At 71.1% G+C, this 21,145-nt stretch carries 21 protein-coding genes; 12 read left to right on the top strand and 9 right to left on the bottom strand.

Annotated features, from left to right (window positions below):
* Window positions 1–91 precede the first annotated feature (91 nt).
* The 4 genes from ACTJI1_RS12530 (at window position 92) to ACTJI1_RS12515 (ending at window position 3,247) form a co-directional block, all read left to right on the top strand.
* Window positions 92–1,444, top strand: a complete 1,353-nt coding sequence (locus ACTJI1_RS12530) for an alpha/beta hydrolase (RefSeq protein ID WP_440742911.1) — start codon at window positions 92–94, stop codon at window positions 1,442–1,444.
* Between the two features lie 55 nt (window positions 1,445–1,499).
* Window positions 1,500–1,721 (top strand): hypothetical protein, encoded by a 222-nt coding sequence (locus tag ACTJI1_RS12525; RefSeq protein ID WP_310133083.1) that lies wholly within the window; start codon window positions 1,500–1,502, stop codon window positions 1,719–1,721.
* Window positions 1,722–1,754: 33 nt separating this feature from the next.
* Window positions 1,755–2,804, top strand: coding sequence for a lipoate--protein ligase family protein (locus tag ACTJI1_RS12520; RefSeq protein WP_440742910.1), 1,050 nt, complete (start codon window positions 1,755–1,757; stop codon window positions 2,802–2,804).
* Between the two features lie 71 nt (window positions 2,805–2,875).
* Window positions 2,876–3,247, top strand: a complete 372-nt coding sequence (locus tag ACTJI1_RS12515) for a hypothetical protein (RefSeq protein WP_310133088.1) — start codon at window positions 2,876–2,878, stop codon at window positions 3,245–3,247.
* Here the strand turns inward: ACTJI1_RS12515 and ACTJI1_RS12510 are convergent.
* The gene (locus ACTJI1_RS12510; protein WP_310133091.1) at window positions 3,207–3,491 is read right to left on the bottom strand and encodes a GNAT family N-acetyltransferase; all 285 of its coding nucleotides are present in this window, start codon (window positions 3,489–3,491) and stop codon (window positions 3,207–3,209) included. The genes ACTJI1_RS12515 and ACTJI1_RS12510 overlap by 41 nt on opposite strands.
* Before the next feature lie 116 nt (window positions 3,492–3,607).
* On the opposite strand from ACTJI1_RS12510, the gene wecB reads away from it, so the two are divergent.
* A complete protein-coding gene (gene wecB, locus ACTJI1_RS12505) occupies window positions 3,608–4,780 on the top strand; it encodes a non-hydrolyzing UDP-N-acetylglucosamine 2-epimerase (protein ID WP_440742909.1) in 1,173 nt (390 codons plus the stop codon).
* Between the two features lie 100 nt (window positions 4,781–4,880).
* Window positions 4,881–5,456 carry an RNA polymerase sigma factor gene (locus ACTJI1_RS12500; protein ID WP_440742908.1) on the top strand — a complete coding sequence of 192 codons (576 nt, stop codon included), beginning with the start codon at window positions 4,881–4,883 and terminating at the stop codon, window positions 5,454–5,456.
* Between the two features lie 51 nt (window positions 5,457–5,507).
* Here the strand turns inward: ACTJI1_RS12500 and ACTJI1_RS12495 are convergent, their stop codons facing one another.
* The 3 genes from ACTJI1_RS12495 to ACTJI1_RS12485 form a co-directional block, all read right to left on the bottom strand.
* Window positions 5,508–7,796, bottom strand: a complete 2,289-nt coding sequence (locus tag ACTJI1_RS12495; protein WP_440742907.1) for a helix-turn-helix transcriptional regulator — start codon at window positions 7,794–7,796, stop codon at window positions 5,508–5,510.
* 21 nt (window positions 7,797–7,817) lie between these two features.
* Window positions 7,818–8,042: a hypothetical protein gene (locus tag ACTJI1_RS12490; protein ID WP_310133100.1), complete on the bottom strand. Its 225-nt coding sequence runs from the start codon at window positions 8,040–8,042 to the stop codon at window positions 7,818–7,820.
* A gap of 104 nt (window positions 8,043–8,146) precedes the next feature.
* Entirely contained in the window at window positions 8,147–8,344 is a 198-nt protein-coding gene (locus tag ACTJI1_RS12485; protein ID WP_440742906.1) for a hypothetical protein, read from the bottom strand.
* Window positions 8,345–8,492: 148 nt separating this feature from the next.
* Here ACTJI1_RS12485 and ACTJI1_RS12480 point away from each other — a divergent pair, with 148 nt between their 5' ends.
* Window positions 8,493–9,617, top strand: a complete 1,125-nt coding sequence (locus ACTJI1_RS12480) for a S1C family serine protease (protein ID WP_440742905.1) — start codon at window positions 8,493–8,495, stop codon at window positions 9,615–9,617.
* A gap of 3 nt (window positions 9,618–9,620) precedes the next feature.
* Here ACTJI1_RS12480 and ACTJI1_RS12475 read toward each other — a convergent pair whose 3' ends face one another.
* The 4 genes from ACTJI1_RS12475 to ACTJI1_RS12460 form a co-directional block, all read right to left on the bottom strand.
* Entirely contained in the window at window positions 9,621–9,899 is a 279-nt protein-coding gene (locus tag ACTJI1_RS12475) for a hypothetical protein (RefSeq protein ID WP_440742904.1), read from the bottom strand.
* 229 nt (window positions 9,900–10,128) lie between these two features.
* Window positions 10,129–12,078 (bottom strand): sigma-70 family RNA polymerase sigma factor, encoded by a 1,950-nt coding sequence (locus ACTJI1_RS12470; protein WP_440742903.1) that lies wholly within the window; start codon window positions 12,076–12,078, stop codon window positions 10,129–10,131.
* 149 nt (window positions 12,079–12,227) lie between these two features.
* Window positions 12,228–12,929, bottom strand: coding sequence for a M23 family metallopeptidase (locus ACTJI1_RS12465; protein WP_440742902.1), 702 nt, complete (start codon window positions 12,927–12,929; stop codon window positions 12,228–12,230).
* A gap of 85 nt (window positions 12,930–13,014) precedes the next feature.
* The gene (locus ACTJI1_RS12460; RefSeq protein ID WP_440742901.1) at window positions 13,015–13,713 is read right to left on the bottom strand and encodes a phosphatase PAP2 family protein; all 699 of its coding nucleotides are present in this window, start codon (window positions 13,711–13,713) and stop codon (window positions 13,015–13,017) included.
* 221 nt (window positions 13,714–13,934) lie between these two features.
* Here ACTJI1_RS12460 and ACTJI1_RS12455 point away from each other — a divergent pair, with 221 nt between their 5' ends.
* From ACTJI1_RS12455 to ACTJI1_RS12445, 3 genes are all read left to right on the top strand, one after another.
* Window positions 13,935–15,635, top strand: coding sequence for an MDR family MFS transporter (locus ACTJI1_RS12455; protein ID WP_440743384.1), 1,701 nt, complete (start codon window positions 13,935–13,937; stop codon window positions 15,633–15,635).
* Window positions 15,636–15,658: 23 nt separating this feature from the next.
* A complete protein-coding gene (locus tag ACTJI1_RS12450; RefSeq protein WP_440742900.1) occupies window positions 15,659–16,153 on the top strand; it encodes a MarR family winged helix-turn-helix transcriptional regulator in 495 nt (164 codons plus the stop codon).
* Window positions 16,154–16,234: 81 nt separating this feature from the next.
* Window positions 16,235–17,008: a hypothetical protein gene (locus ACTJI1_RS12445; RefSeq protein WP_310133119.1), complete on the top strand. Its 774-nt coding sequence runs from the start codon at window positions 16,235–16,237 to the stop codon at window positions 17,006–17,008.
* A gap of 109 nt (window positions 17,009–17,117) precedes the next feature.
* Here ACTJI1_RS12445 and ACTJI1_RS12440 read toward each other — a convergent pair whose 3' ends face one another.
* The gene (locus tag ACTJI1_RS12440; RefSeq protein ID WP_440742899.1) at window positions 17,118–18,128 is read right to left on the bottom strand and encodes a PHP domain-containing protein; all 1,011 of its coding nucleotides are present in this window, start codon (window positions 18,126–18,128) and stop codon (window positions 17,118–17,120) included.
* A 48-nt stretch (window positions 18,129–18,176) separates the two neighbouring features.
* On the opposite strand from ACTJI1_RS12440, the gene ACTJI1_RS12435 reads away from it, so the two are divergent.
* Window positions 18,177–18,746, top strand: coding sequence for a dihydrofolate reductase family protein (locus tag ACTJI1_RS12435; protein ID WP_440742898.1), 570 nt, complete (start codon window positions 18,177–18,179; stop codon window positions 18,744–18,746).
* A gap of 35 nt (window positions 18,747–18,781) precedes the next feature.
* Entirely contained in the window at window positions 18,782–21,142 is a 2,361-nt protein-coding gene (locus tag ACTJI1_RS12430; protein WP_440742897.1) for an ATP-binding cassette domain-containing protein, read from the top strand.
* Window positions 21,143–21,145 lie beyond the last annotated feature (3 nt).

Here is a 21,145-nt window from a genome sequence, read left to right as displayed (position 1 = left end):
CGACCGCGCGGCGGTGACGTCTTAACCTGCGGGTGCCTGCGCCGACGGTCGGCGCGCGATGTGCTGGGCGCCCTCAGGGGAGCGAGACGTCATGGCGGCAGCAGCGCGACGATCCGCCCGTCGCGGAGCGCGGATGGTGCGGCGCGCCTTCGCGTTCGCGCTCGCCGCCCTCTCGGCCGTCGGCATCGTCATCTTCACGCCGGCGCATGCTGCGCCGGGCGTGACCGCATCCGAGAGCGCTCTGAACGCGGAGGGCCTGGGCGGTGAGCACGACCCGGAATTCGACCTCTGGCTGGCCAGCCTGAGGGAATCGACGCCCGACGAGATCGTCAGAGCCTGGTCCGACGCCGGGCCTGCGGGGCAGAAGGAGATCCGCGACACCCTTCCGCCTGTCGCCGGCAATCTGGACGGGCTGCCCTACAGCCTCAGGGACACCCTCAACCGGAGGGCGCTGGACATCCGCACGGCGCTTATGCGCCAGCGCCTGCGCACGTCGCCGACGGATGCCACGGTCGCGCAGACGCTGGCGGCCTACGAGGCGATCGCGAAGGCCCTCAAGCCGGCCAAGCCCCGGCGCCAGCTCATCACCCTGACCGCGGACCAGCCGCCGCTCGCAGCGATCAGCGTCGGCAACCTCGACACCGCGGAGAACGTCACCTGGCAGGTACCGGGGATGGGCACCTACACGACGGACATGCCGCTGTGGACTCTGGCGGCGCAGAACCTCTACGCCGCCCAGGGCTCGGTCGGCGCGCCGAAGAAGCGGGCGGTCGTCGCGTGGATGGGCTACCTGCCTCCACCTCCGCCGCCCAGCATCGAGGCGGCACGAGGGTTCTACGCCGAACGCGGGGCGCCGCACCTGGTGCGCGACCTCCAGGCCTTCCGCGCGGTGCGACCGGCAGACCGGGAGGCGGTGACGGTGAACGTCGTCGGTCACTCCTACGGCACCACGCTGGTCGGCGACGCGCTCGCGGCCGACGACCTGGGCGTCGAATCCGTGGTCTTCCTCGGTTCGGCCGGGATCGAGACGGCCGTCGGCGGGGCGCAGGCCCTGCACGCCCGGGCGGTCTACGCGGGCGAGTCGTCGAAAGACCCGCAGGCCTCGCTCGGCCGGTTCTCGCGCACGGACCCACGGGCGCCCGCGTTCGGAGCGACCGTGTTCGGCTGCGACGGCGCGGCCGGACTCCGTGCGGTCACGGGCCACGCGCCCATCCTGCACTCCGCCTGGAACGACGACATCGACTCGTCGCTGTGGGCGAAGATCCGCGACCTCGGGGAGCGTGCGCGGCGCTTCATCGAGCACCGGCAGAACTTCGGCTATCTGGATGCGGGCACCGAGGCCCTGCTCAACACCGCATCCGCCACCACGCCGAACGCGAAGCGGGCCCTTTCGCACCTCCGGGACGCCGGAGAACAGCGGACGGGCCGGCCACCGGTGTACTGACCACTGTCTATCGTGCCGTGGCCTCCGCCCGGACACTGGACGCGAGGAGGTCACCATGCTCTCGTACGCCGCACTCGGGCTTGCGCGCTTCGCGCCGATCGACAATCCGGCCACCGTCAACAACCATGCCGAGGTCCTGACCGCGATCTTCATCATCCTCGCGCTGCTGCTCGTGCTCCTGATCGCGGGACTCGGCGTCACGCTCGCCCGCCGCCCCGGCAAGCAGCTCGACGAGTGGGGCAACCCCACCGGGGGAGCGGGCACTCCGCCGAGCTGACACCCGTCCGCCCGGCGGACGTAGGCTGATGCCATGCATGGTGAGTACAAGGTCCCTGGTGGCAAGCTCGTCGTCGTCGACCTGGAGGTGGTCGACGGGAGGATCTCGGACTTCCAGCTCGCCGGAGACTTCTTCCTCGAGCCGGACTCCGCGCTGGAGGCCATCGACGCCGCGGTGAACGGACTGCCCGCGGAGGCCGACGCCAAGACCATCGTCGCCGCCGTGAAGGAGGCGCTCCCCGAAGGCGCGACGCTGCTCGGCTTCTCCCCGGAGGCCGTCGCCGTGACCGTCCGGCGCGCTCTCGCCAAGGCGACGAGCTGGCGCGACTACGACTGGCAGATCGTGCACGCCAAGGCCGTCTCGCCGCAGATGCACCTGGCACTCGACGAGGTGCTCGCCACCGAGGTCGGCGAGGGGCGGCGCGGTCCGACCCTCCGCATCTGGGAGTGGGACGAGCCGGCCGTCGTCATCGGCAGCTTCCAGTCGGTGAAGAACGAGGTCGACCCCGACAACGCGGAGAAGTACGGCATCCAGGTGGTGCGCCGCATCTCCGGCGGCGGGGCCATGTTCATGGAGGCCGGCTCGGTCGTCACCTACTCGATCTACGCCCCTGCCGACCTCGTGCAGGGCATGAGCTTCGCCGACAGCTACGCGTTCCTCGACGAGTGGGCGATCATCGCGCTCAAGTCGCTCGGCATCGACGCCGTGTACCAGCCGCTCAACGACATCACCAGCCCGTCCGGCAAGATCGGCGGGGCCGCCCAGAAGCGGCTCGGCTCCGGCGCCGTGCTGCACCACGTCACCATGAGCTACGACATGGACGGCCAGAAGATGACCGAGGTGCTGCGCATCGGCCGCGAGAAGATCAGCGACAAGGGCATCACCAGCGCCGCCAAGCGCGTCGACCCGCTCCGCAGCCAGACCGGCCTCAGCCGCGCCGAGATCATCGAGCAGATGAAGCTGACGTTCCGGAACCTGTACGGCGCGACCGACGGCGACCTCACGGACGCCGAGTACGCGGCGGCGGAGCAGCTGGTGGCCGACAAGTTCGCCACCGAGGAGTGGCTGTACCGCGTTCCCTGACGGGGCCTCGCTTCTGTGCGGCGGTGGCCACCTGTCCAGGAACCGCACAGGTGCTCCGGTACCCTGGATGCGTGAACTGGTGGGTCGTGGGGATCGTCGTGGCGTTCATCGCCGCGATCGTGGTGGCCGTGAAACTCGGCTGGATCGACCTCTCCAACAAGGCCCAGCGCGGCTCGGGCACCATGAGCGGCGCCATCGGCGGATCCTTCGACGAGATCTTCGCCCCCGCCCGCCACGAGGCCCAGCAGGAGCTCGACCGGCAGTCGCTCCTGCCGGCACCGGCGCCGCTCCCGGGCGATCGCGGCGACACCGGCTGGGAGGGCGGCAAGATCACGCTCGACCTCGGAACGGCGGGCAACGGACAGCGGGCCGAGGGCCGCGCCCCCAGCGAGGACGGCCGCGCTACCGCTGCTGCAGCGCCGCGTAGTCGGGGTTCTCGCTGAGCCAGCGCCGCACGTAGGGGCAGGTGGCGATCACCCGGCGGTCCGAGTTGTCGCGGACATCATCGAGCGCCGTGCGCACGAGGGTCGATGCCATCCCCTTCTCGCGCTTGGCCTCATCCACCTCGGTGTGCGTGAAGACGATCGCGTCGTCGCGGAGTTCGTACTCGGCGACGCCGATCACCTCGCCGTCCTGCAGCAGCGCGTAGCGGGACTGATCGGGCTGATTCTCGACGGTCAGGCTCATGCCGCAACGCTATCGCGGCGCGCACCTCCCGATCGCGCGTCAGGGTCGGCCGTCATCGCTCGTCTCTTAAGGCACAGGCGCATCGTCGCCGTCGCCCCGACGAGAGGACTCCACCCGTGCACACCGTCATGCCCGTCTACGGCACCCGCCCCGAAGCCATCAAGATGGCGCCCGTCGTCCGCGCGCTGCAGCAGTCGCCGCTCTTCCGCCCGACGGTCGTGCTCACCGGGCAGCACCGCGACATCCTCGACCAGGTGAACACGACGTTCGGGGTGTCGGCGGATGCGGACCTCGGCATCATGACGCCGCGCCAGACCCTCCACGACATCACGGTCCGCACGATGACCGGCCTGCAGCCGCTGCTCGACCGGCATGCACCGGATGCGGTGCTCGTTCAGGGAGACACCACGTCGGCGATGGCCGCGGCGCTCGCGGCCTTCGAGCGCAAGATCCCGGTCGTGCACATCGAGGCCGGGCTGCGCAGCGGCGACCTCTTCGACCCGTTCCCCGAGGAGGCGAACCGCCGGATCATCGGGCAGATCGCCGGCCTCAACCTCGCCCCGACGGCGCACGCCAAGCGCAACCTCCTGGCGTCCGGCGTTCCGGAGGCGCGCATCGCGGTCACCGGAAACACGGTGATCGACGCCCTGCACCTCATGCTCGATCGTGCTCCCGAGTTCGGCGACCCGGCGCTGACCCGCGCCCTGGCGGGTGACGCACCGCTCGTGCTCGTCACCGCCCACCGCCGCGAGAACCACGGGGAGCCGATGCGGCGCATCGGGACCGCGGTGCGGGTGCTCGCCGCCCGCTTCCCCGACCACGTCTTCGTGCTCCCGGCGCACCCGAACCCCGCTGTACGCGAGCACCTGCTGGCCGCCCTCGGCACGGCGCCGAACATCCTCGTCACCGCCCCCGTCGCCTTCCCCGAGATGGTCCACCTGATGGACCGCGCGACCCTCATCCTCACCGACTCCGGCGGCGTGCAGGAGGAGGCCCCCGCGTTGGGCTCGCCGGTGCTCGTGCTCCGTGAGACCACCGAGCGGCCCGAGGCGGTGCTGGCCGGCACGTCGCGGCTGGTCGGCACGCACGTCGAGACGATCGTCGACGAGGCGGCCGTGCTGCTCACCGATCCCGTCCGCCACGCCGCCATGGCGCACGCGGCCAGCCCCTTCGGCGACGGTCACGCGGCCGCGCGCACGGTGGCGGCTCTCGGCGCGCTCCTCGGCGGCGCCGAGCGCCTCCCGGACTTCGAGGCGGCGGACGCGGACCGCCTCTCGGTATCTCGGTAGCGGCTCGGTAGTTCCGCCGTTCTGGCCGGTGGGGCGCGGAATCGAGTCTGGGGTCATGGATCGGGAAGCCCCCGATCCGGACCCCGACCGAGGAGCCACGATGACCGCGACCACCACCGCGACCGCGACCACGCACCGTCCGACCGACCTGGAGCTGCTGCGCCTGGTGCGCGAGGGTGAGCACGCGCACTTCGGCGAGATCTGGAACCGCTACCAGGGCTGGGCCCACCACGTGGCCCGCTCCACCACCGCGCGGTACGACGCCGAGGACATCGTGCAGGAGGCGTTCGCGAAGGTGCTCACGTCCCTTCGTAACGGCAACGGTCCGCGGGAGGGGTTCGCCCACTACCTGCGCACCGCGATCCGCAACGTCGCCGCCACCTGGGGCGGGCGCGACTCCCGCGCCACCATGGTGCCCTTCACGCCCGACACGGCGCTGGGCAGCTACGAGTTCGAGGTCACCGACCTCGGCGACCTCGAGCAGCCGTTCCGTCAGCTGCCGGAGCGGTGGCAGCAGGTGCTGCACCTGTCCTGCCTGCAGGGGCTGCCGATGGCGACCGTGGCCGAGACGATGGGCATGACCGTCGGCGCGGCCACCGCCCTCGCCGCCCGCGCCCGCCGGGGCCTGCGCGAGTCCCTCGCCGCCACCCGCAGCGACTACGCGGTCGCCGCCTGAGATGTCCGCCCCGGAGGATGCGCGCCCCCGCCGCGTCCTCCGGGCGAGCGGTCACCCCGCTCGCCGGTACTCCGCGTGATCGCTGTACCAGACGGCCAATTCCGTGCGAGAGCGGAGCCCGAGCTTGACCAGCGCGTTCTGCACGTGGGACTCCACGGTGCGGATCGACACGAAGAGCTTGCGCGCGATCGTCTTGTTGGTGTCGCCCTCGGCGACCAGCGAGGCCACCTGCGCCTCGCGCGGCGTCAGGCCGGGCGCTCCGGCCGCTGCCTGCGGGGTACTCGTGCGGAGCCGCGCCTCGACGACATTCCGCAGGCCGAAGTCCACCGACTCGTCCTCGCTCAGCTCCATCCCGTACGCGAAGGCGCGCTCGAAGGCCGGATCGCCCAGACGCAGCCGGAGGGCGCGCTCCGTGGTGGCCCGATCGTAGAAGTAGGGCCCGTAGTTGGCGCGCACGGCCCCGGCCTCCCGCCAGCGTGCCGCCGCGCATCCCAGCAACGTGGCGCCGCGCACCGGGTCGGCCTTCTCTCTCGCGACGTCGGCGAGCAGTTCGAGCGCCTGGGCGACGCCGAGCCCGTTCCCCAGCCCTCGCTTGAGCTGAAGCGCTTCGCGAGCGTCCGTCTCCGACATGGCGTAGTCGCCCGCGGCCGACGCAGCGGTGGCGCGGGTGGTCAGCACGAACGAGCGCTCGAACCGATCGCCGACGGCGGCACCCCGCTCGAGTAGCTCGTCGCCGAGTCGTCGTCCCTCCTCCCAGCGCCCCTGGACGAGCAGCCGGGCGGCGAGGCGCTGCGGCGTGTTGTAGCGGCCGAGCCGGTAGGCAGCCTCTCCCTGCTCCTGCATCGCCTCCTCCAGGAGGCGCACGGCTTCCGAATCGTCCGGTTCTGCCGGTTCGGCGGCGTTCAGCAGCGCGATCCGGCACTCGCGCGCGTCCGCCGGCTGCCCTGATGCGGCGACCGTCTCGTAGCCGGACCTCGCCTCCTCCAGTTCCGCTCGAGCGAGCCCCGGCTTCTCCGTCATGGCGAAGACCCAGGAGCGCAGCGAATGTCCCAGCGAGCCCCAGTACGCGGACGGGACGCCCGACGCGAGGGCCACCCCGAGCCAGGTGCCCAGCTCATCCACGCTGCCGTGGATCAGCCACGCCTGCCGCCACGCCGTGCCGGCGGCCCGGATGGCGTCGTCGGTCCGGCCCAGCGCGGCGGCGGTCGCCACAGCCTGCCGGATGTTGGGGACGTCGCCCCGGAGACGGCGCAGGATCTCGCCCTGGCGGTCGGAGAACCAGTGATCCTCGGCGTCCTGCAGCCGTTCGATCATGCAGGCGACGAACTGCACCTGGGCCGCCTGGACATCCGTGCAGTGCGCACGCCCGAACTCCTGGATCGCCGGAAGGAGCTCGTAGCGCACCCCGTCGTCGTTGCGGCGCCGGTGGATGACGGACCGCCGCAGCAGTTGCTTCACCACCCGGGTGGCTCTCCCGGCGCCGGCGCTGAGCGCGGCCATCGCTTCGCCGAGGTCGAGGTCCCAGCCGGGGGCGAGCACCGAGAGGTCCGCCCACACGCGCTGCTCCTCGGGCAGGCAGCGGTCCCAGCTGTCCACGACGGCCGCCCGGAGGGACCGTGCGGCCGGGTCCGCGGGCTCCAGAGTCTCGAGCTGGTCGTCCATCCGGTCGGCGAGCGTCCGGACATCCATGAACTGCAACTGTGCAGCCGCCAGCTCGATGGCGAGAGGAACCCCGCGCGTCGCCTCGCAGATGCGCAGCACGAACGGGAGGGTGCCGTCGTCGACGGAGAACAGGGCGTCCTCGCGCATCGCGCACTCGGTGAACAGCCGGACGGCGTCGCTGGATGCGGCGAGCCGTTCCCAGGGGAACGGGCCGATCGTCACGAGCGCCTGACCCCGGGTGGAGAGAGGCTCGCGGCTGCTGACGATGACCCGGAGGGCCGGACACGACCTCAGCAGCGACTCCACCAGAGCAGAGGTCTCGGCGACGGTGGCATCCGCGTTGTCCAGCACCAGGAGCAGGTCGTCGTCGCCGATGGCGGCGATCAACGAGCCGACCGGATCAGCCCCAGGGTCCGCCTTGAGCTCGTGCGCGATCGCTGTCGCGACCTCGCCCGACCGGTCACGGAGGTCGACGTACCAGAGCCCGGCGACCGACCGCTCCATGCTGGCCGCGGCAGCGACCGCCACGGTGCTCTTCCCCACACCGGGCGCGCCGGTCACGGTGACGAGCCGCGTGGACCCCTGGAGCAGCCGGCGCACGAGCGATGTCTCGTCGCGCCGCCCGGTCATCGGCTCGAAGCGCGCCGGAAGATGGTGCGTTGCGCTGGATGCGACCACGTGACCCCCCAAGGCCGCTCGCTACAGGTGCGGTTGGTAGGGGGCCCACGTCTCCAGGTCGTACTCGAGTTCGATGCCGGAGTAGAGCCGCACGACCCAGCGGTGCGAGTCGCCGCCGGCGTACTGCCCGGTGATGGTCTCGGTCACCCAGTCGCCCTGAGCGTTGCGGCGCCACCGGATTAGACCGACGTGCTCGCGGAGCCGCGGCGGGTGGGGCGGGTGGATGTAGTCCTTGTCGTCAAGCATCTGCGTGCCTCCTTCCGCAGCGGCGGCTGTCGGGGCCGCCGGTGTCGGTGACAACATGGTGCACCGCGAACGGGGGGATGCGCACTACCCATTTCGCGCGAATTTCATAACGTCTCCGGCTCGTCGAGACACCACTCCAGTTCGACGCCCGAACGCAGGCAGACTCGGACCGTCTGACCCACGATCACGACCCGTTCCACCGCCGGGTCGTCGAAGGCTCGGCGCCAGGCGCCGAGCCGGCGTGCCGGGATGTCGTCGCCGTCGTCCACCGTCGCCCCCGTCCTGCCCGCCGCCCCGGGCACGAGGCCAGCTTCTCCTGAACGCGGTGTCTTGGCTAGGTGGATGAACCACTGCGACGCCCTCGGACCCGCCGTTCGCTGCCGAAACTGTCTATCCCTGCCGATGCCGGGCGTCCACCATACCGATGTGGGAGCAGAGACGGGGGAACCCATGACCTCAGCCGACAACGGAAAAGAGCAGCGGCCGGGCCACTTCCCGGTGTGGGCGATCGTCCTCCTGGCGGTCCTGGGCGCCGTCATCCTGCTCGGCGCCGGAACGCTCGGCGGCCTCGCCATCCGGGGTGCCGGAACTCTGGGGAGTGCGCTGACGGCGTCGCGCGCTCCGACGGTGTCCACGCAGTCGGTGTGCGACGCGGAGCAGGTCGCCCGCGACGTCCTGCCGACGATCGTGACGATCGGAGTCTCTGCAGCGGACGGTTCCGGCGGCACCGGGAGCGGCGAGGTGATCACGTCGGACGGCTACATCCTGACGAACAATCACGTGATCGCACCGGCGGCCGAGGGCGCGGAGATCACCGTGCTCTACAGCGACGGCTCCACCCACCCGGCGAAGCTCGTGGGGCGCTCGCCGCGTGCCGACGTCGCGGTCGTGAAGGTGGATGCGTCGGGTCTGCCCGTCATCCAGCAGGGCGACTCGACCACATTGCAGGTGGGCCAGCCGGTGGTCGCGCTGGGCGCGCCGCTCGGGCTGTCCAGCACCGTGACGACCGGCGTGGTGAGCGCACTCGGCCGGACCGTGCCGGTGCAGAGCGACACCGACCGGAACGCCGTGCTGGCGGATGCCATCCAGACGGACGCGTCCATCAACCCCGGCAACTCCGGCGGCGCGCTGGTGGACTGCGAGGGCAGGCTCGTCGGCGTCAACTCCGCCATTGCGACCGTGCCCGGCGCCAACGGCGTCGCGGGCGGCGGGAGCGTCGGGATCGGGTTCGCGATCCCGGAGGCGGTGGCCATCCCGATCGCGCAGCAGATCATCGAGACCGGGAAGGTCGTGTACCCGACCTTCGGCATCGGCGTCGCTCCGATCCAGGCGGGGCAGCAGGGCAACGAGCAGACGGGGCTGTACGTGCAGTCCGTGACGCCCGGAGGCCCGGCCGATCAGGCGGGGATCCAGCCGGGCGACATCATCACCCGGGTCGACGGGAAGCCGGTCGGCAGCATCGACGACCTGACGGCGATCCAGCTGACGCACCAGCCGGGCGATCAGGTGAAGGTGACCTACGAGCGTGACGGGAAGAGCACGACGACCGAGGTCACCCTCGGAAGCGGTTCGTAGCCGTCAGAGCGCCAGCTGCGGGTCGAAGCTGCTCTTGAAGCGGTCGATGATCCGGTAGGTGTCCGACGGGCCCGGCTCCTCGATCCGCACGGTGTCGTAGACGCGGAAGTCGAGCGTTCGCAGTTCGTTCAGGCGCTCCGACCGCTCGTTCAACAGAGCCGACCGCAGGGGTTCTGCCGGGTCGCGCGGGATGAGCGGTGTGACGACCTCCCCTCGCCAGCCGTCGGTGATGACGCTGATCAGCCGCGCTGCACGCTCGCGCGGATTGAACGTGGGTGCCACGATCCTCATCCTTTCGAGTCACGGCGCCGCGTTGGGCGCACTGTGCTTATCGGGCACTGTGCTTACCGGGGACGTGGAGTGGCCCACTGCCTGCTGTACCCGACCGCAGGCTGGGCCACTCCACGAGGAGACGGTGCATGCGCACCGCAACCCGGTGAGAGCGCGAAGCCCGATTCATGCTCTCAACCGAAGAAGACGCAGGTTCCGCCGCATCATGACGGGCTCGCCGTCAATCGCTCAGCTCCCACTGCGCCTGGATCTGCGCGGGCGTCAGCGCGACGGAGTAGACCGTGGCGTACGCGAGCTCTCCGGAGAACTGGTACCGGCTCGGGGTGTCCGGTCCCCAGTTGCCGAGGGTGTCGTAGCCGACACGCCAGAAGCCCGCGAAGCCCTCCGCGTGCGTGACGGACGGGTCGCTCGCGACCGGCTCGCCGTCGACGTAGAGCGCCATCCCGGCGGGGGAGAGCGTCGCCGTCGCCTGGTGCCACCGGTCGTCGGCGTAGCTCCGTGCGGAGGCGACCGTGTGGACGGCCCCCGGGAACACGCCGAAGACGACGCGTCCGTCGTCGGCCAGGAAGAGATGGCGGTCGTAGTGCGCGGACGGTCCGCGCTCGGAGTCGCTGTATCCGATGAGGCGCCCGCCGCCGACAGCGGTCTTGAACCAGATCTGGATGCTGAACACGTCTGCGGGGTCACGGCGCGTCTGCTCGCAGAGCGACCACATGCCGGCGTCATCGGGCCGGTCGTAGCGGGCTTCGCGCTCGTGGACGAAGTCGACGGCCGTCGGCGCCGCACCGTCGTCGAGACGGTACGCGAGCAGCGTGTCGTCGGCGGGGACGGAGCGGATCGCCGCCTCGCGCGCGGGCGTGCTGCTCGGCGGGCCGGCATCGATCGGCGACGTCTCGGTGCCGCCGGTCTCCTCGGTGTTGTCGACCTCGGTGTTGTCGACCTCGGTGTTGTCGACCTCGGTGCCGTCAGCCTCGACCTCATCGGCGTCGGAGGGTGTCGACTCTTCGTCGGCGGGGACCTCCGCAACACCGCCCTGGTCTTCTTCGGGCACCGCGCCCGGGTCCTCCGGCGCCGGTTCGGCCGGCTCCACGGCATCCACCGGATCGGCCTGCGCCGAGGGTGTCTGAGTGTCCGTCAGTGCAGACACGCTCTCGCCGAGCGCAGGTTCCGCCGGCTGACTGCCGAGCACGGTTCCCGCCGTGAGCACCGCCGCCACCATGACGCTCGTGGCGACGGAGGCCAGGGTCGGGGACGAACTCGCCGCGGTCGCGGCGACGGTCGTGAGGCCGGGGTGCTGGCTCGCGGCGGTCAGCAGACCCTTCACGCCTCCGCCCGGGAGGGACGGAAGCGCGCTCGGCAGGGTGGAGGCGACGGCGGCGTTCGAGCCGTGCACCCACTCGGTGTAGGCGGCGGCGCCGCCGACGCCCAGGACGAGCGGCAGGATGGCGAGCGCCAGCCGCGATCCGACGCGATCCGCCTCGCCGGCCGCGTCGGAGCACGACGAGCACTCCTGCAGGTGGTGCAGGAGCCGGCGTCGGTCGGTCTTCGAGAGCCGTCCGCGCACGTGGCTGCCCAGCCGCTTGATGGTCCACGCGTGCACGGGGTCACCCGGGCCGGCCTCCGCAAGGTGGGCGTTAATCCAGGTCTGGCGGAGGCCCTCCCTCGCACGGACGGCGAGGGCGGACACGGCGTTCGGCGAGAGGCCGAGCAGGGGAGCGATGTCGCGGGGGGACATCTCCTCGACCTGCGTGTACCAGAGCACCTCCTGCCAGCTGTCGGGCAGTGCGTAGAACGCCTTGGCGATCGTCTCGCGCTCGATCTTGTCGAGGGCGGTGAGCTCGCTGTAGGACCAGTCCTCCAGCGCATCGGGGTCTTCGAGATTGGGCGACGCCTTGCGGCGGGACCAGTCGATGGCGACGTTGCGCACGGTCGAGGCGAGGTAGGAACGGAAGCCGTTCTGGGGTCCCTTGCCCTTCTCGACGGCTTTCAGGATGCGCGCGAACGCTTCGGACGCGAGGTCGTCGGCCTCGAAGCGGTTGGTGATGGAGGCGGCCATGCCGCGGGCGGCGTTCCAGTGGCGCTTCCAGAGGACGCCGTAGGCCGCCGCGTCCTTCTCCCGGGCGCGGGCGAGCAGATCGGCGTCGGAGAGGTCGTCGAGTTGATGGGTCATAAGGGTCGGGTCCTTACGGGCAGGCCGGGGTTTACCTACGTAGACGGGAGCAAGACGCGATCGTGACGCGGCCCGGCGAAAAAAGTCCGGCGGGATCGAGGCGTCCCCCGGCAGAGACCCGCGCGGCCGTCCGGCGCTGACGCCGAGCGTCAGACGGCGGGGACGGTGTGCTGCCCCAGCCAGGGCAGCGGGTCGATCGCCTCGCCGCCCGGCAGCAGCACCTCGAAGTGGAGGTGCGCCCCGGTGGAGACGCCCGTGCTCCCGACGGCGGCGATCTGCTGTCCGACCCCCACGACGCTCCCGACCTCGACCAGGGGCGACCCGTCGAGCAGATGGCAGTAGCGGGTGCTCACGGAGCCGACCGGCGCGTCGTGCTGGATCACGATCTCGATGCCGCAGCCGCCGGAGTCCACGGCCACCACCTGGGTGACGGTGCCGGCCGCCGCTGCGACGACCGGGGTCCCGGCGGGCGCGCCGACGTCGATGCCGCGGTGGTTCGTCGATGCGCCGGCCGTGGGCGCCTCGCGCGGGCCGAACCCGTCGGTGATCGGCAGGCCGGGGTCCACCGGCCAGGCGGCGAGCGGCGCCACGGGCGCGGGAGCGGCGGGAGGCTCCTCGACCGGGGGTGCGACGACGGCGGCCTCCGGCGCGGCCGGGTCGACGCGCGGTGCGGGCGGGAGGTCGCGCAGCTCGGACCGGGTGTCCGGCACGACGCGCAGTGCCTGCGGCGTCAGGCTGAGCCCCTCCGACTGCGCAGCCGCGCGAGCGGGCGCCGCGTTCGCGCCCGCGGCGTTCGTCGCCCCCACGAGGAGGAGGGCGGTGAGAGCGGTGGTGGAGAGTCTGCGGAGCATCGCGGTCCTTCGGTTGGGGGATCGGTTCTCCGACGATCCCCTGCGCAACGGCCCCCGCGGGACCGTCGGACTACCGAACCACTACCTAGTCCGCGAGTGCGTACTCCGCTCGCGCATCCTCGCGTCGCGAGGCGCGGCCGCGAGTGGCGAGGTTCCAGAGACCGGCGACGAGCACCGCGCCCGCGACGCCGTTCAGGATCCCGCCGACGACGTCGGTCCCGTAGTGCACGCCGACGTACAGCCGCGACCAGCCGACCGCCAGGACGAAGAGCACGCCGACGACGATCACGAGCGCGCGGACGAGTGCGCGACCTGCCACCATGGCCAGCGCAGTCACGAGCGCGGCGGCGAACACCACATGGCCGCTCGGGTAGCTGAGCGTGGCGGGGGAGATGTGCAGGATGTGGGTCAGCCCGCCCGTCGTCGGCCGGGGCTGGGCGACGACCGTCTTGACGACCAGCGTCGTCAGCCAGCCCGCGCCGGTGGTGACGCACGCGCCGAGCGCTCGCCGCCATCCCACCGCGAACAGCAAGGCGACGAAGACGACGACCAGGATGGCGGCCACGACGGGAGGGCTGTCGAGGCGGTCGAGCACCAGCGCCGCATCGTCGAGCAGCGGCGAGTAGACGCGGTTGACCGCCGCGTCGAGCCCGTCGATGCGCAGCGCCGGGACGGCCTTGGCGGCCAGCCCGAGGGCGATCGTGACGGCGAAGAGCACGACGCTCCACACGATCCAGTGGACGGGGGTGAGCAGCGACCAGGGGCGTGCGCGACGGGAGGCCATTCTCCGAGGGTAGGGACAGCCGTCCGCCGGAGCCTGGGGAAGCGCCCGCCGACCCTTCGAGGTCCCTCAGCCGCATAAGTTTGCACCGTCGGAAATAATGCAGTGGTGCACGATGTTAGTTGACTTCGGTCACCTAATTATCTACGGTTGATCGCAGTCAACCAATTGTGCGAAGGATCCACATGTCAACCACGCTCACCAGGGAGGGGGCACCGGCCGCGATGTCGCACCGGCAGGTGCTCGAATCCCTCTCCGGACTCCTGCTCGGGATGTTCGTCTCGATCCTCGCGGGCACGGTCGTCTCGACCTCGATGCCGCGGATCATCTCCGAACTGCACGGCGACCAGACCGCCTACACCTGGGTCGTGACGAGCACCCTGCTCGCAACCACGGTGTCCACGCCGATCTGGGGAAAGCTCGCCGACCTGCTCAACCGCAAGCTGCTCATCCAGCTCGCTCTCGTGATCTTCGTCGCGGGCTCGGCGATGGCCGGCTTCTCGCAGGACACCAACATGCTCATCGGGTTCCGCGTCGTGCAGGGACTCGGCGCCGGCGGTCTGACCGCGCTCAGCCAGATCATCATGGCCGACATCATCAGCCCGCGGGAGCGCGGACGGTACATGGGCCTCTTCGGCGGCATCATGGCGGTCGGCACGGTCGGCGGCCCGCTGATCGGCGGCCTGCTCACCGACTCGGTCGGCTGGCGCTGGAACTTCTTCGTCGGCGTTCCGGTCGCGGTCGTGGCGATCATCCTGCTGCAGCTCACGCTGCGCCTGCCCAAGCGGCCGGCGCGCAAGGTGCGCATCGACTACCTCGGCGCGATCTTCCTCGCGGGCGGCGTCTCGCTGCTGCTGATCTGGGTGTCGCTCGCCGGCAAGAACTTCGACTGGTGGAGTGCCGAGACCATGTGGATGGTCGGGGGCGCGATCGCGCTGATCGGCGCCACGATCGTCACGGAGCTCGTCGTGAAGGAGCCGATCATCCCGCTGGGGATGTTCAAGAACCGCACCTTCACGCTCGCGGTCATCGCGTCCATCTCCGTGGGCGTCGCCATGTTCGGGACCTCGGTGTTCCTCGGCCAGTACATGCAGCTGGCGCGCGGCGCGACGCCGACCGAGTCGGGTCTGCTGACGCTGCCGATGATCCTCGGCCTGCTGCTCTCCTCGATGATCGTGGGTAACCTGATCAGCCGGTTCGGCCGTTGGAAGGGCTTCATGATCGCCGGATCCGTGCTGCTGACCGTCGGGCTCTACCTGATGAGCACGATCGAGTACGACACGAACTACTGGCTGGTCTCCGTCTACATGCTCGTGCTCGGCGCGGGTGTCGGCATGGTCATGCAGAACCTGGTGCTCATCGTGCAGAACACCGTGCGGGCCGACCAGCTCGGAGCGGCGAGCTCGAACGTCGCCTTCTTCCGCAGCCTCGGCGGCACGATCGGCGTCTCGGTCATGGGCTCCATCCTCGGCACCACGGTGACGAACCTGATGACCGAGCGCAAGGACGACCTGATGGCCGCCGTCGCCAAGCTCGGCGCGAAGGGCGTCGAGGCGGCGAAGTCGCTGCAGAGCGGCACGCTGCCGGAGGTCAACACCCTGCCGCTGCCGATCCGCACGATCGTGGAGTCGGTGTACGGCCAGTCCGTCGCGGACATCTTCCTGGTGGCGGTCCCGCTCGCGGTGATCAGCGTCATCGCGATCCTGTTCCTGCCGAACATCCGCCTCGGCAGCAAGACCGCCATCGAGCGGATGCGCGAGGAGAACGGCGAGGGCGGCGAGACGCCGATCGAGGCGGCCGAGGTGAACGCGCTCGAAGTGGCCGAGGCGCTGATCGGAGCGCCGGCGACCGGGTCGGTCACCGCGGTCCGCCGCGAGGCGCCGGGCACGGCTCCGGCCGAGCCCACCGCTGGGAACGGCCGCTAGAGCAGCGCGTTATGATCGCGGCCATGGACAACACGGAGCGGGTGGCGGCGGGCTCCGCCGCCACCCTCCCCGCCGCGGCGGAGCAGGCGACCGACGCGGCGATCTCGGAGGTCGAGGAGCAGTTCACCCGGCTGTTCAACCAGGTGGGCACGGCGATGCGCGACCGCGCGGAGCGCATCCACCCCGACCTGCAGCCGGGCGGCTACAAGCTGCTCACCACCATCGTGCGCAGCGGCCCCACCCACGCCGGTGCGCTGGCCAGCATGCTGTACACGGACAAGAGCGTCGTCAGCCGGCAGCTGAGACTCCTCGAAGACATGGGGTTCGTCGAGCGCCGGACCGACCCCACCGACCGGCGCGCCAGCTTCATCGCGGCCACCCCGGAGGCGATCGAGAAGGTCAACGAGGTGCGCGCGGCCGACCAGGCCACGCTGTACCGGGGGCTGCGCCAGTGGGGCGAAGAGGATGTGCGCCGCCTGGCCGAGCTGCTGGGCCGGCTCAACGAGGTCACGCGGTAGGGCTCGCGCCGCGTTCCGGCTGGTGCTCCTGCTGAGATTCCCGCTGGCGTTCCGAGGGGACGCTGGTACCCTTCATCCGGTATGCAGTCCGCATCCGCCCCCCTCCGCCCCCGCGGCCGCCGCTCGGCGGGCCGCCGCGCGGCCGTGCCGTCGCAGCGGGTGCGCATCCGGCTGCCGAAGGGGAAGCGCCGGCCGGTGCTGCCGCTGCGCCACCGGGTGGGCGTGACGCTGGCCGTGATCGGCCTCGTCTGCGGATTCTCGATCGTGCCCACCGACGACGCGCTGGCCTCCACCCTGCGGATCGCTCCCGACACGACACTGGCCCCGGCCGCGCCCGGGGAGGCGCCTGTCGCCGCGCCGCCGCAGCACCTGCTGGTGGATGCGACCATCGCCGCTCCCGTCGTGAACCGCGAGAACCTGAGCGCGACGGACGGGCTCCAGACCCTGGCGCGGGTCGGCACCAACGAAGCCTGGGCGAAGCTCGTGCTCATGTTCGGCGGCTGGCCGCAGACCGACGCGAACGTCACCGTGATGCTGCGCTGGATGCGGCAGGAGAACGGGCCGCCCGACTGGTGGAACCGCAACAACCCGCTCAACAACGGCTACGGCTCGGGCGGAGGCGCGGGCCTGGGCAGCTATCCGGACCTCATCACCGCGGCCGAGTACTGCGCGAAGAACCTGCAGCGCGGCTACCCGGAGATCGTCGCCGGGCTCGAGGCCGGGACGTCGGCGGACACCACCGCGGCCGCGATCTGGGCATCGCCGTGGGCGACCAGCCATTACGGCAACGGCACCCACTGGAGCACGCGCCCGGTCGAGATCGTGCAGGCTCCGTCCTCCGCCTGGGGCCTCTGACCCCGCGCGCGCCGCACCCCCTCTGCGTCGTCCACTTCGCCGAGGTGCACGTTGTTGCGCAGTCGTGCGGCATGTCGGGCGCAACAAGGTGCACCTCGACGATCCGCGGCTACGCCTTGGCGAGGTGGGCGCGGAGGCGAGGGAGCGGCCAGGTGGTGATGATGCGGTCGGCGGGGACGCCGTTGGCAGCCGCGCGGGCGGCGCCGTAGGCGAGGAAGTCAAGCTGGCCGGGCGCGTGCGCGTCGGTGTCGATCGAGAACAGGCACCCGGCGTCGAGGGCGCGCTGGATGAGCTCGTCCGGCGGGTCCTGCCGTTCCGGGCGCGAGTTGATCTCGACGGCCACCTGGTTCTCGGCGCACGCCGCGAAGACCGCATCGGCGTCGAACTCCGACGGCGGACGCGTGCCGCGCGACCCCTGCACGAGCCGGCCGGTGCAGTGGCCCAGCACGTTCGTGTGCGGGTCGCGGATGCCGCCGAGCATCCGTTTCGTCATCGTCCGCTTGTCGGAGCGGAGCTTCGAGTGGACGCTGCCGACCACCACATCCAGCCGGTCCAGCAGTCCGGGCGTCTGGTCGAGGGTGCCGTCCTCGAGGATGTCGACCTCGATGCCCGTGAGCAGGGTGACGGACCCGGTGTCGAGGTCGGCGATCACGCCGAGCTGCTCCTCCAACCGCTCGGCGGAGAGGCCGCTCGCGACCGTCAGGGTGGGGGAGTGGTCGGTGATCGCCTGGTACTCGCGGCCGAGGGTCGCGGCGGCCGCGGCCATGACCGCGATCGGGACCGTGCCGTCCGACCACTCGGTGTGGCTGTGCAGGTCGCCGCGCAGCTGGGCGAGCAGCTCCAGGCCGCCGCTGTCGAGCGGAGCGGCGTTGCGCTCGCGCAGGTCCGCCAGGTAGCCGGGCACGTCGCCCTCGACCGCCTGCGCGATGACCTGGAACGTGCGGTCGCCGATGCCCTTCGTGCGCTTGAGCCGCCCGTCCGCCACGCGCGCGGCCAGCTCCTCGTTGCCGACGCCGTCGATGGTCGCGGCCGCGCGGCGGAAGGCCTGGACCTTGAAGCTCGGGGCGAGCTCGCGCTCCAGCCAGAAGGCGATCTCGTTCAGGGCGTCGACGGCATCCATGCGCCCCATGCTCCCACCGTGTCGGTGGTCCCCGGTACCGTCGGCCGCATGGGGAGAATCGTCTTCGACACGGCCGCGACCCTCAACGGGTGGATCGCGGACGAGAACGACTCGCTGGCGTGGCTGTTCGCGGTGCCCGGCGGGGAGGAGCCCGCGGAAGGGCTGGTCCCGAGCGACGCGACGGTGATGGTGGAGGGGCGCACGACGTACGAGTGGGTGGTGCGTGAGACCGGGGTGCTGGAGCATCCGGAGAAGTGGCAGGAGTTCCACGGCACCCGGCCCACGTTCGTCTTCACGCACCGCGAGCTCCCGGTGCCCGAGGGCGCGGACATCCGCTTCGTCTCCGGTTCCGTGGCCGACGCGCTGCCGGCGATCCGCGAGGCCGCCGGCGACGGGGCCGTCTGGGTCGTCGGCGGGGGCGACCTGGCCGGCCAGTTCTTCGACGCCGGAGCGCTGGACGAGCTGGCCGTGTCGATCGCGCCGGTCGCGCTCACCGGCGGCGCGCCGCTCTTCCCGCGCCGCGTGGAGTCGGACCGGCTGCGGCTGGAGTCGGCGGAGGCCGTCGGGCAGTTCGCGCGGCTCCGTTACCGCATCGTGGCCGCAGACGAAGCCTCCTGATATACCGTGGGTCAGGCTCGATGGAGGGACTCGACATGACCGCGACGGCCGACAGCCATGACGTCATCCGCGTGCAGGGGGCACGCGAGAACAACCTGAAGAACGTGGATGTGGAGCTGCCCAAGCGCCGGCTCACCGTTTTCACCGGGGTCTCCGGTTCGGGCAAGAGCTCGCTGGTCTTCAGCACCATCGCGGCCGAGTCGCAGCGGATGATCAACGAGACCTACAGCGCCTTCGTCCAGGGCTTCATGCCGTCGCTGTCGCGTCCCGACGTCGACGTGCTCGAGGGGCTGACCACGGCCATCATCGTCGACCAGGAGCGGATGGGCGCGAACGCACGCTCAACGGTCGGGACGGTGACGGACGCCAACGCGATGCTCCGCATCCTGTTCAGCCGGCTCGGGCAGCCGCACATCGGGTCGCCGCAGGCTTTCTCGTTCAACATCCCTTCGGTCACCGGCAGCGGCGCGCTGACCGTCGGCGGCAAGACGGAGAAGCGCGAGTTCAGCCAGCTCGGCGGGATGTGCCCCCGGTGCGAGGGCATGGGCTCCGTCAGCGACATCGACCTGACGCAGCTGTTCGACGACAGCAAGTCGCTCTCCGAGGGCGCGATCACGGTGCCGGGCTACACGGCCGACGGCTGGGGCGCGCGCATCTTCAGCGAGTCCGGGTTCTTCGACCCGGCGAAGCCGATCCGCGACTTCACCGAGAGCGAGCGGAACGACTTCCTGTACCACGAGCCCACCAAGGTGAAGATCAACGGCATCAACCTGACCTTCGAAGGACTTGTCCCGAAGCTGCAGAAGTCGATGCTGTCGAAGGATGTGGATGCCATGCAGCCGCACATCCGCGCCTTCGTGGAGCGGGCGGTCACCTTCACCGCGTGCCCGGAGTGCGGCGGGACGCGGCTCAGCGAGAGCGCGCGGTCGTCGAAGATCGGAGGGGTCAGCATCGCCGACGCCTGCGCGATGCAGATCACCGACCTCTCGGCCTGGGTCCGGTCGCTCGATGAGCCGTCGGTGGCGCCGCTGCTCCGGAACCTCCAGCACCTGCTCGACTCCTTCGTGGAGATCGGGCTCGGCTACCTGTCGCTCGACCGGCCGTCGGGCACGCTCTCCGGCGGCGAGGCGCAGCGCACGAAGATGATCCGCCACCTCGGGTCGTCTCTCACGGACATCACGTACGTCTTCGACGAGCCGACCGTCGGTCTGCACCCGCACGACATCCAGCGGATGAACGAGCTGCTGCTCCAGCTCCGCGACAAGGGCAACACGGTGCTGGTGGTCGAGCACAAGCCGGAGGCGATCCAGATCGCGGACCACGTGGTCGACCTCGGTCCCCGGGCGGGGGCGCAGGGAGGCGAGGTCGTCTTCCAGGGCACGGTCGAGGGGCTGCGCGGCAGCGGCACGCTGACCGGACGCCACCTGGACGACCGGGCGCGGATCAAGGAGTCGGTGCGCACGCCCAAGGGCGCCCTCGAGGTCCGCGGCGCCTCCGAGCACAACCTGCAGGGGGTGGATGTCGACATCCCGCTGGGTGTGCTGGTGGTCGTGACCGGCGTGGCCGGGTCGGGCAAGAGCTCGCTCATCCATGGGTCGGTCACGCCGCGCGAAGGCGTCGTCTCGGTCGACCAGGGCGCGATCCGCGGCTCGCGGCGGAGCAACCCGGCGACCTACACCGGCATGCTGGAGCCGATCCGCAAGGCGTTCGCGAAGGCGAACGGCGTGAAGCCCGCGCTGTTCAGCGCCAACTCCGAGGGCGCGTGCCCGAACTGCAACGGCGCCGGGGTGATCTACACCGACCTCGGCGTGATGGCCGGTGTCTCGACAGTCTGCGAAGTGTGCGAGGGCCGCCGCTTCGACGACTCGGTGCTGGAGTACACGCTCGGCGGCCGCGACATCAGCCAGGTGCTCGCGATGCCGGTCAGCGAGGCCGAGGCGTTCTTCGCGGAGGGCGACGCGAAGCTGCCCGCTGCGCACGCCATCCTGAAACGCCTCGCGGATGTCGGGCTGGGGTACCTGACGATCGGCCAGCCGCTCACGACGCTGTCGGGCGGGGAGCGGCAGCGGCTGAAGCTCGCCACGCACATGGCGGAGAAGGGTGGCGTCTACGTCCTGGACGAGCCGACGACCGGCCTGCACCTGGCCGACGTCGAGCAGCTGCTCGGGCTGCTCGACCGGCTGGTGGATGCGGGAAAGTCGGTCATCGTCATCGAGCACCACCAGGCGGTGATGGCGCACGCCGACTGGATCATCGACCTCGGTCCCGGCGCGGGCCACGACGGAGGGCGGATCGTGTTCGAGGGGACGCCCGCCGAGCTCATCGCCGACCGGTCGACGCTCACCGGGCGGCACCTGGCGGAGTACGTGGGGGCCGCCAGCGACGCGGTGCGCTAGCAG

The sequence above is a fragment of the Leifsonia sp. 22587 genome, assembly GCF_052044215.1.
Classification (GTDB): domain Bacteria; phylum Actinomycetota; class Actinomycetes; order Actinomycetales; family Microbacteriaceae; genus Leifsonia; species Leifsonia shinshuensis_C.
Note: the sequence above shows the minus strand (reverse complement) of the source record. Positions and strands in the feature narration are given on the sequence as shown.

What these genes read in the sequence shown, in the direction of transcription:
- ACTJI1_RS12530 (WP_440742911.1), top strand. Translation starts at nt 92, where the DNA reads ATGGCGGCAGCAGCGCGACGATCCGCCCGTCGCGGAGCGCGGATGGTG.
- ACTJI1_RS12525 (WP_310133083.1), top strand. Translation starts at nt 1,500, where the DNA reads ATGCTCTCGTACGCCGCACTCGGGCTTGCGCGCTTCGCGCCGATCGAC.
- ACTJI1_RS12520 (WP_440742910.1), top strand. Translation starts at nt 1,755, where the DNA reads ATGCATGGTGAGTACAAGGTCCCTGGTGGCAAGCTCGTCGTCGTCGAC.
- ACTJI1_RS12510 (WP_310133091.1), bottom strand. Translation starts at nt 3,491, where the DNA reads ATGAGCCTGACCGTCGAGAATCAGCCCGATCAGTCCCGCTACGCGCTG.
- ACTJI1_RS12500 (WP_440742908.1), top strand. Translation starts at nt 4,881, where the DNA reads ATGACCGCGACCACCACCGCGACCGCGACCACGCACCGTCCGACCGAC.
- ACTJI1_RS12490 (WP_310133100.1), bottom strand. Translation starts at nt 8,042, where the DNA reads ATGCTTGACGACAAGGACTACATCCACCCGCCCCACCCGCCGCGGCTC.
- ACTJI1_RS12480 (WP_440742905.1), top strand. Translation starts at nt 8,493, where the DNA reads ATGACCTCAGCCGACAACGGAAAAGAGCAGCGGCCGGGCCACTTCCCG.
- ACTJI1_RS12470 (WP_440742903.1), bottom strand. Translation starts at nt 12,078, where the DNA reads ATGACCCATCAACTCGACGACCTCTCCGACGCCGATCTGCTCGCCCGC.
- ACTJI1_RS12465 (WP_440742902.1), bottom strand. Translation starts at nt 12,929, where the DNA reads ATGCTCCGCAGACTCTCCACCACCGCTCTCACCGCCCTCCTCCTCGTG.
- ACTJI1_RS12460 (WP_440742901.1), bottom strand. Translation starts at nt 13,713, where the DNA reads ATGGCCTCCCGTCGCGCACGCCCCTGGTCGCTGCTCACCCCCGTCCAC.
- ACTJI1_RS12455 (WP_440743384.1), top strand. Translation starts at nt 13,935, where the DNA reads ATGTCGCACCGGCAGGTGCTCGAATCCCTCTCCGGACTCCTGCTCGGG.
- ACTJI1_RS12450 (WP_440742900.1), top strand. Translation starts at nt 15,659, where the DNA reads ATGGACAACACGGAGCGGGTGGCGGCGGGCTCCGCCGCCACCCTCCCC.
- ACTJI1_RS12445 (WP_310133119.1), top strand. Translation starts at nt 16,235, where the DNA reads ATGCAGTCCGCATCCGCCCCCCTCCGCCCCCGCGGCCGCCGCTCGGCG.
- ACTJI1_RS12440 (WP_440742899.1), bottom strand. Translation starts at nt 18,128, where the DNA reads ATGGATGCCGTCGACGCCCTGAACGAGATCGCCTTCTGGCTGGAGCGC.
- ACTJI1_RS12435 (WP_440742898.1), top strand. Translation starts at nt 18,177, where the DNA reads ATGGGGAGAATCGTCTTCGACACGGCCGCGACCCTCAACGGGTGGATC.
- ACTJI1_RS12430 (WP_440742897.1), top strand. Translation starts at nt 18,782, where the DNA reads ATGACCGCGACGGCCGACAGCCATGACGTCATCCGCGTGCAGGGGGCA.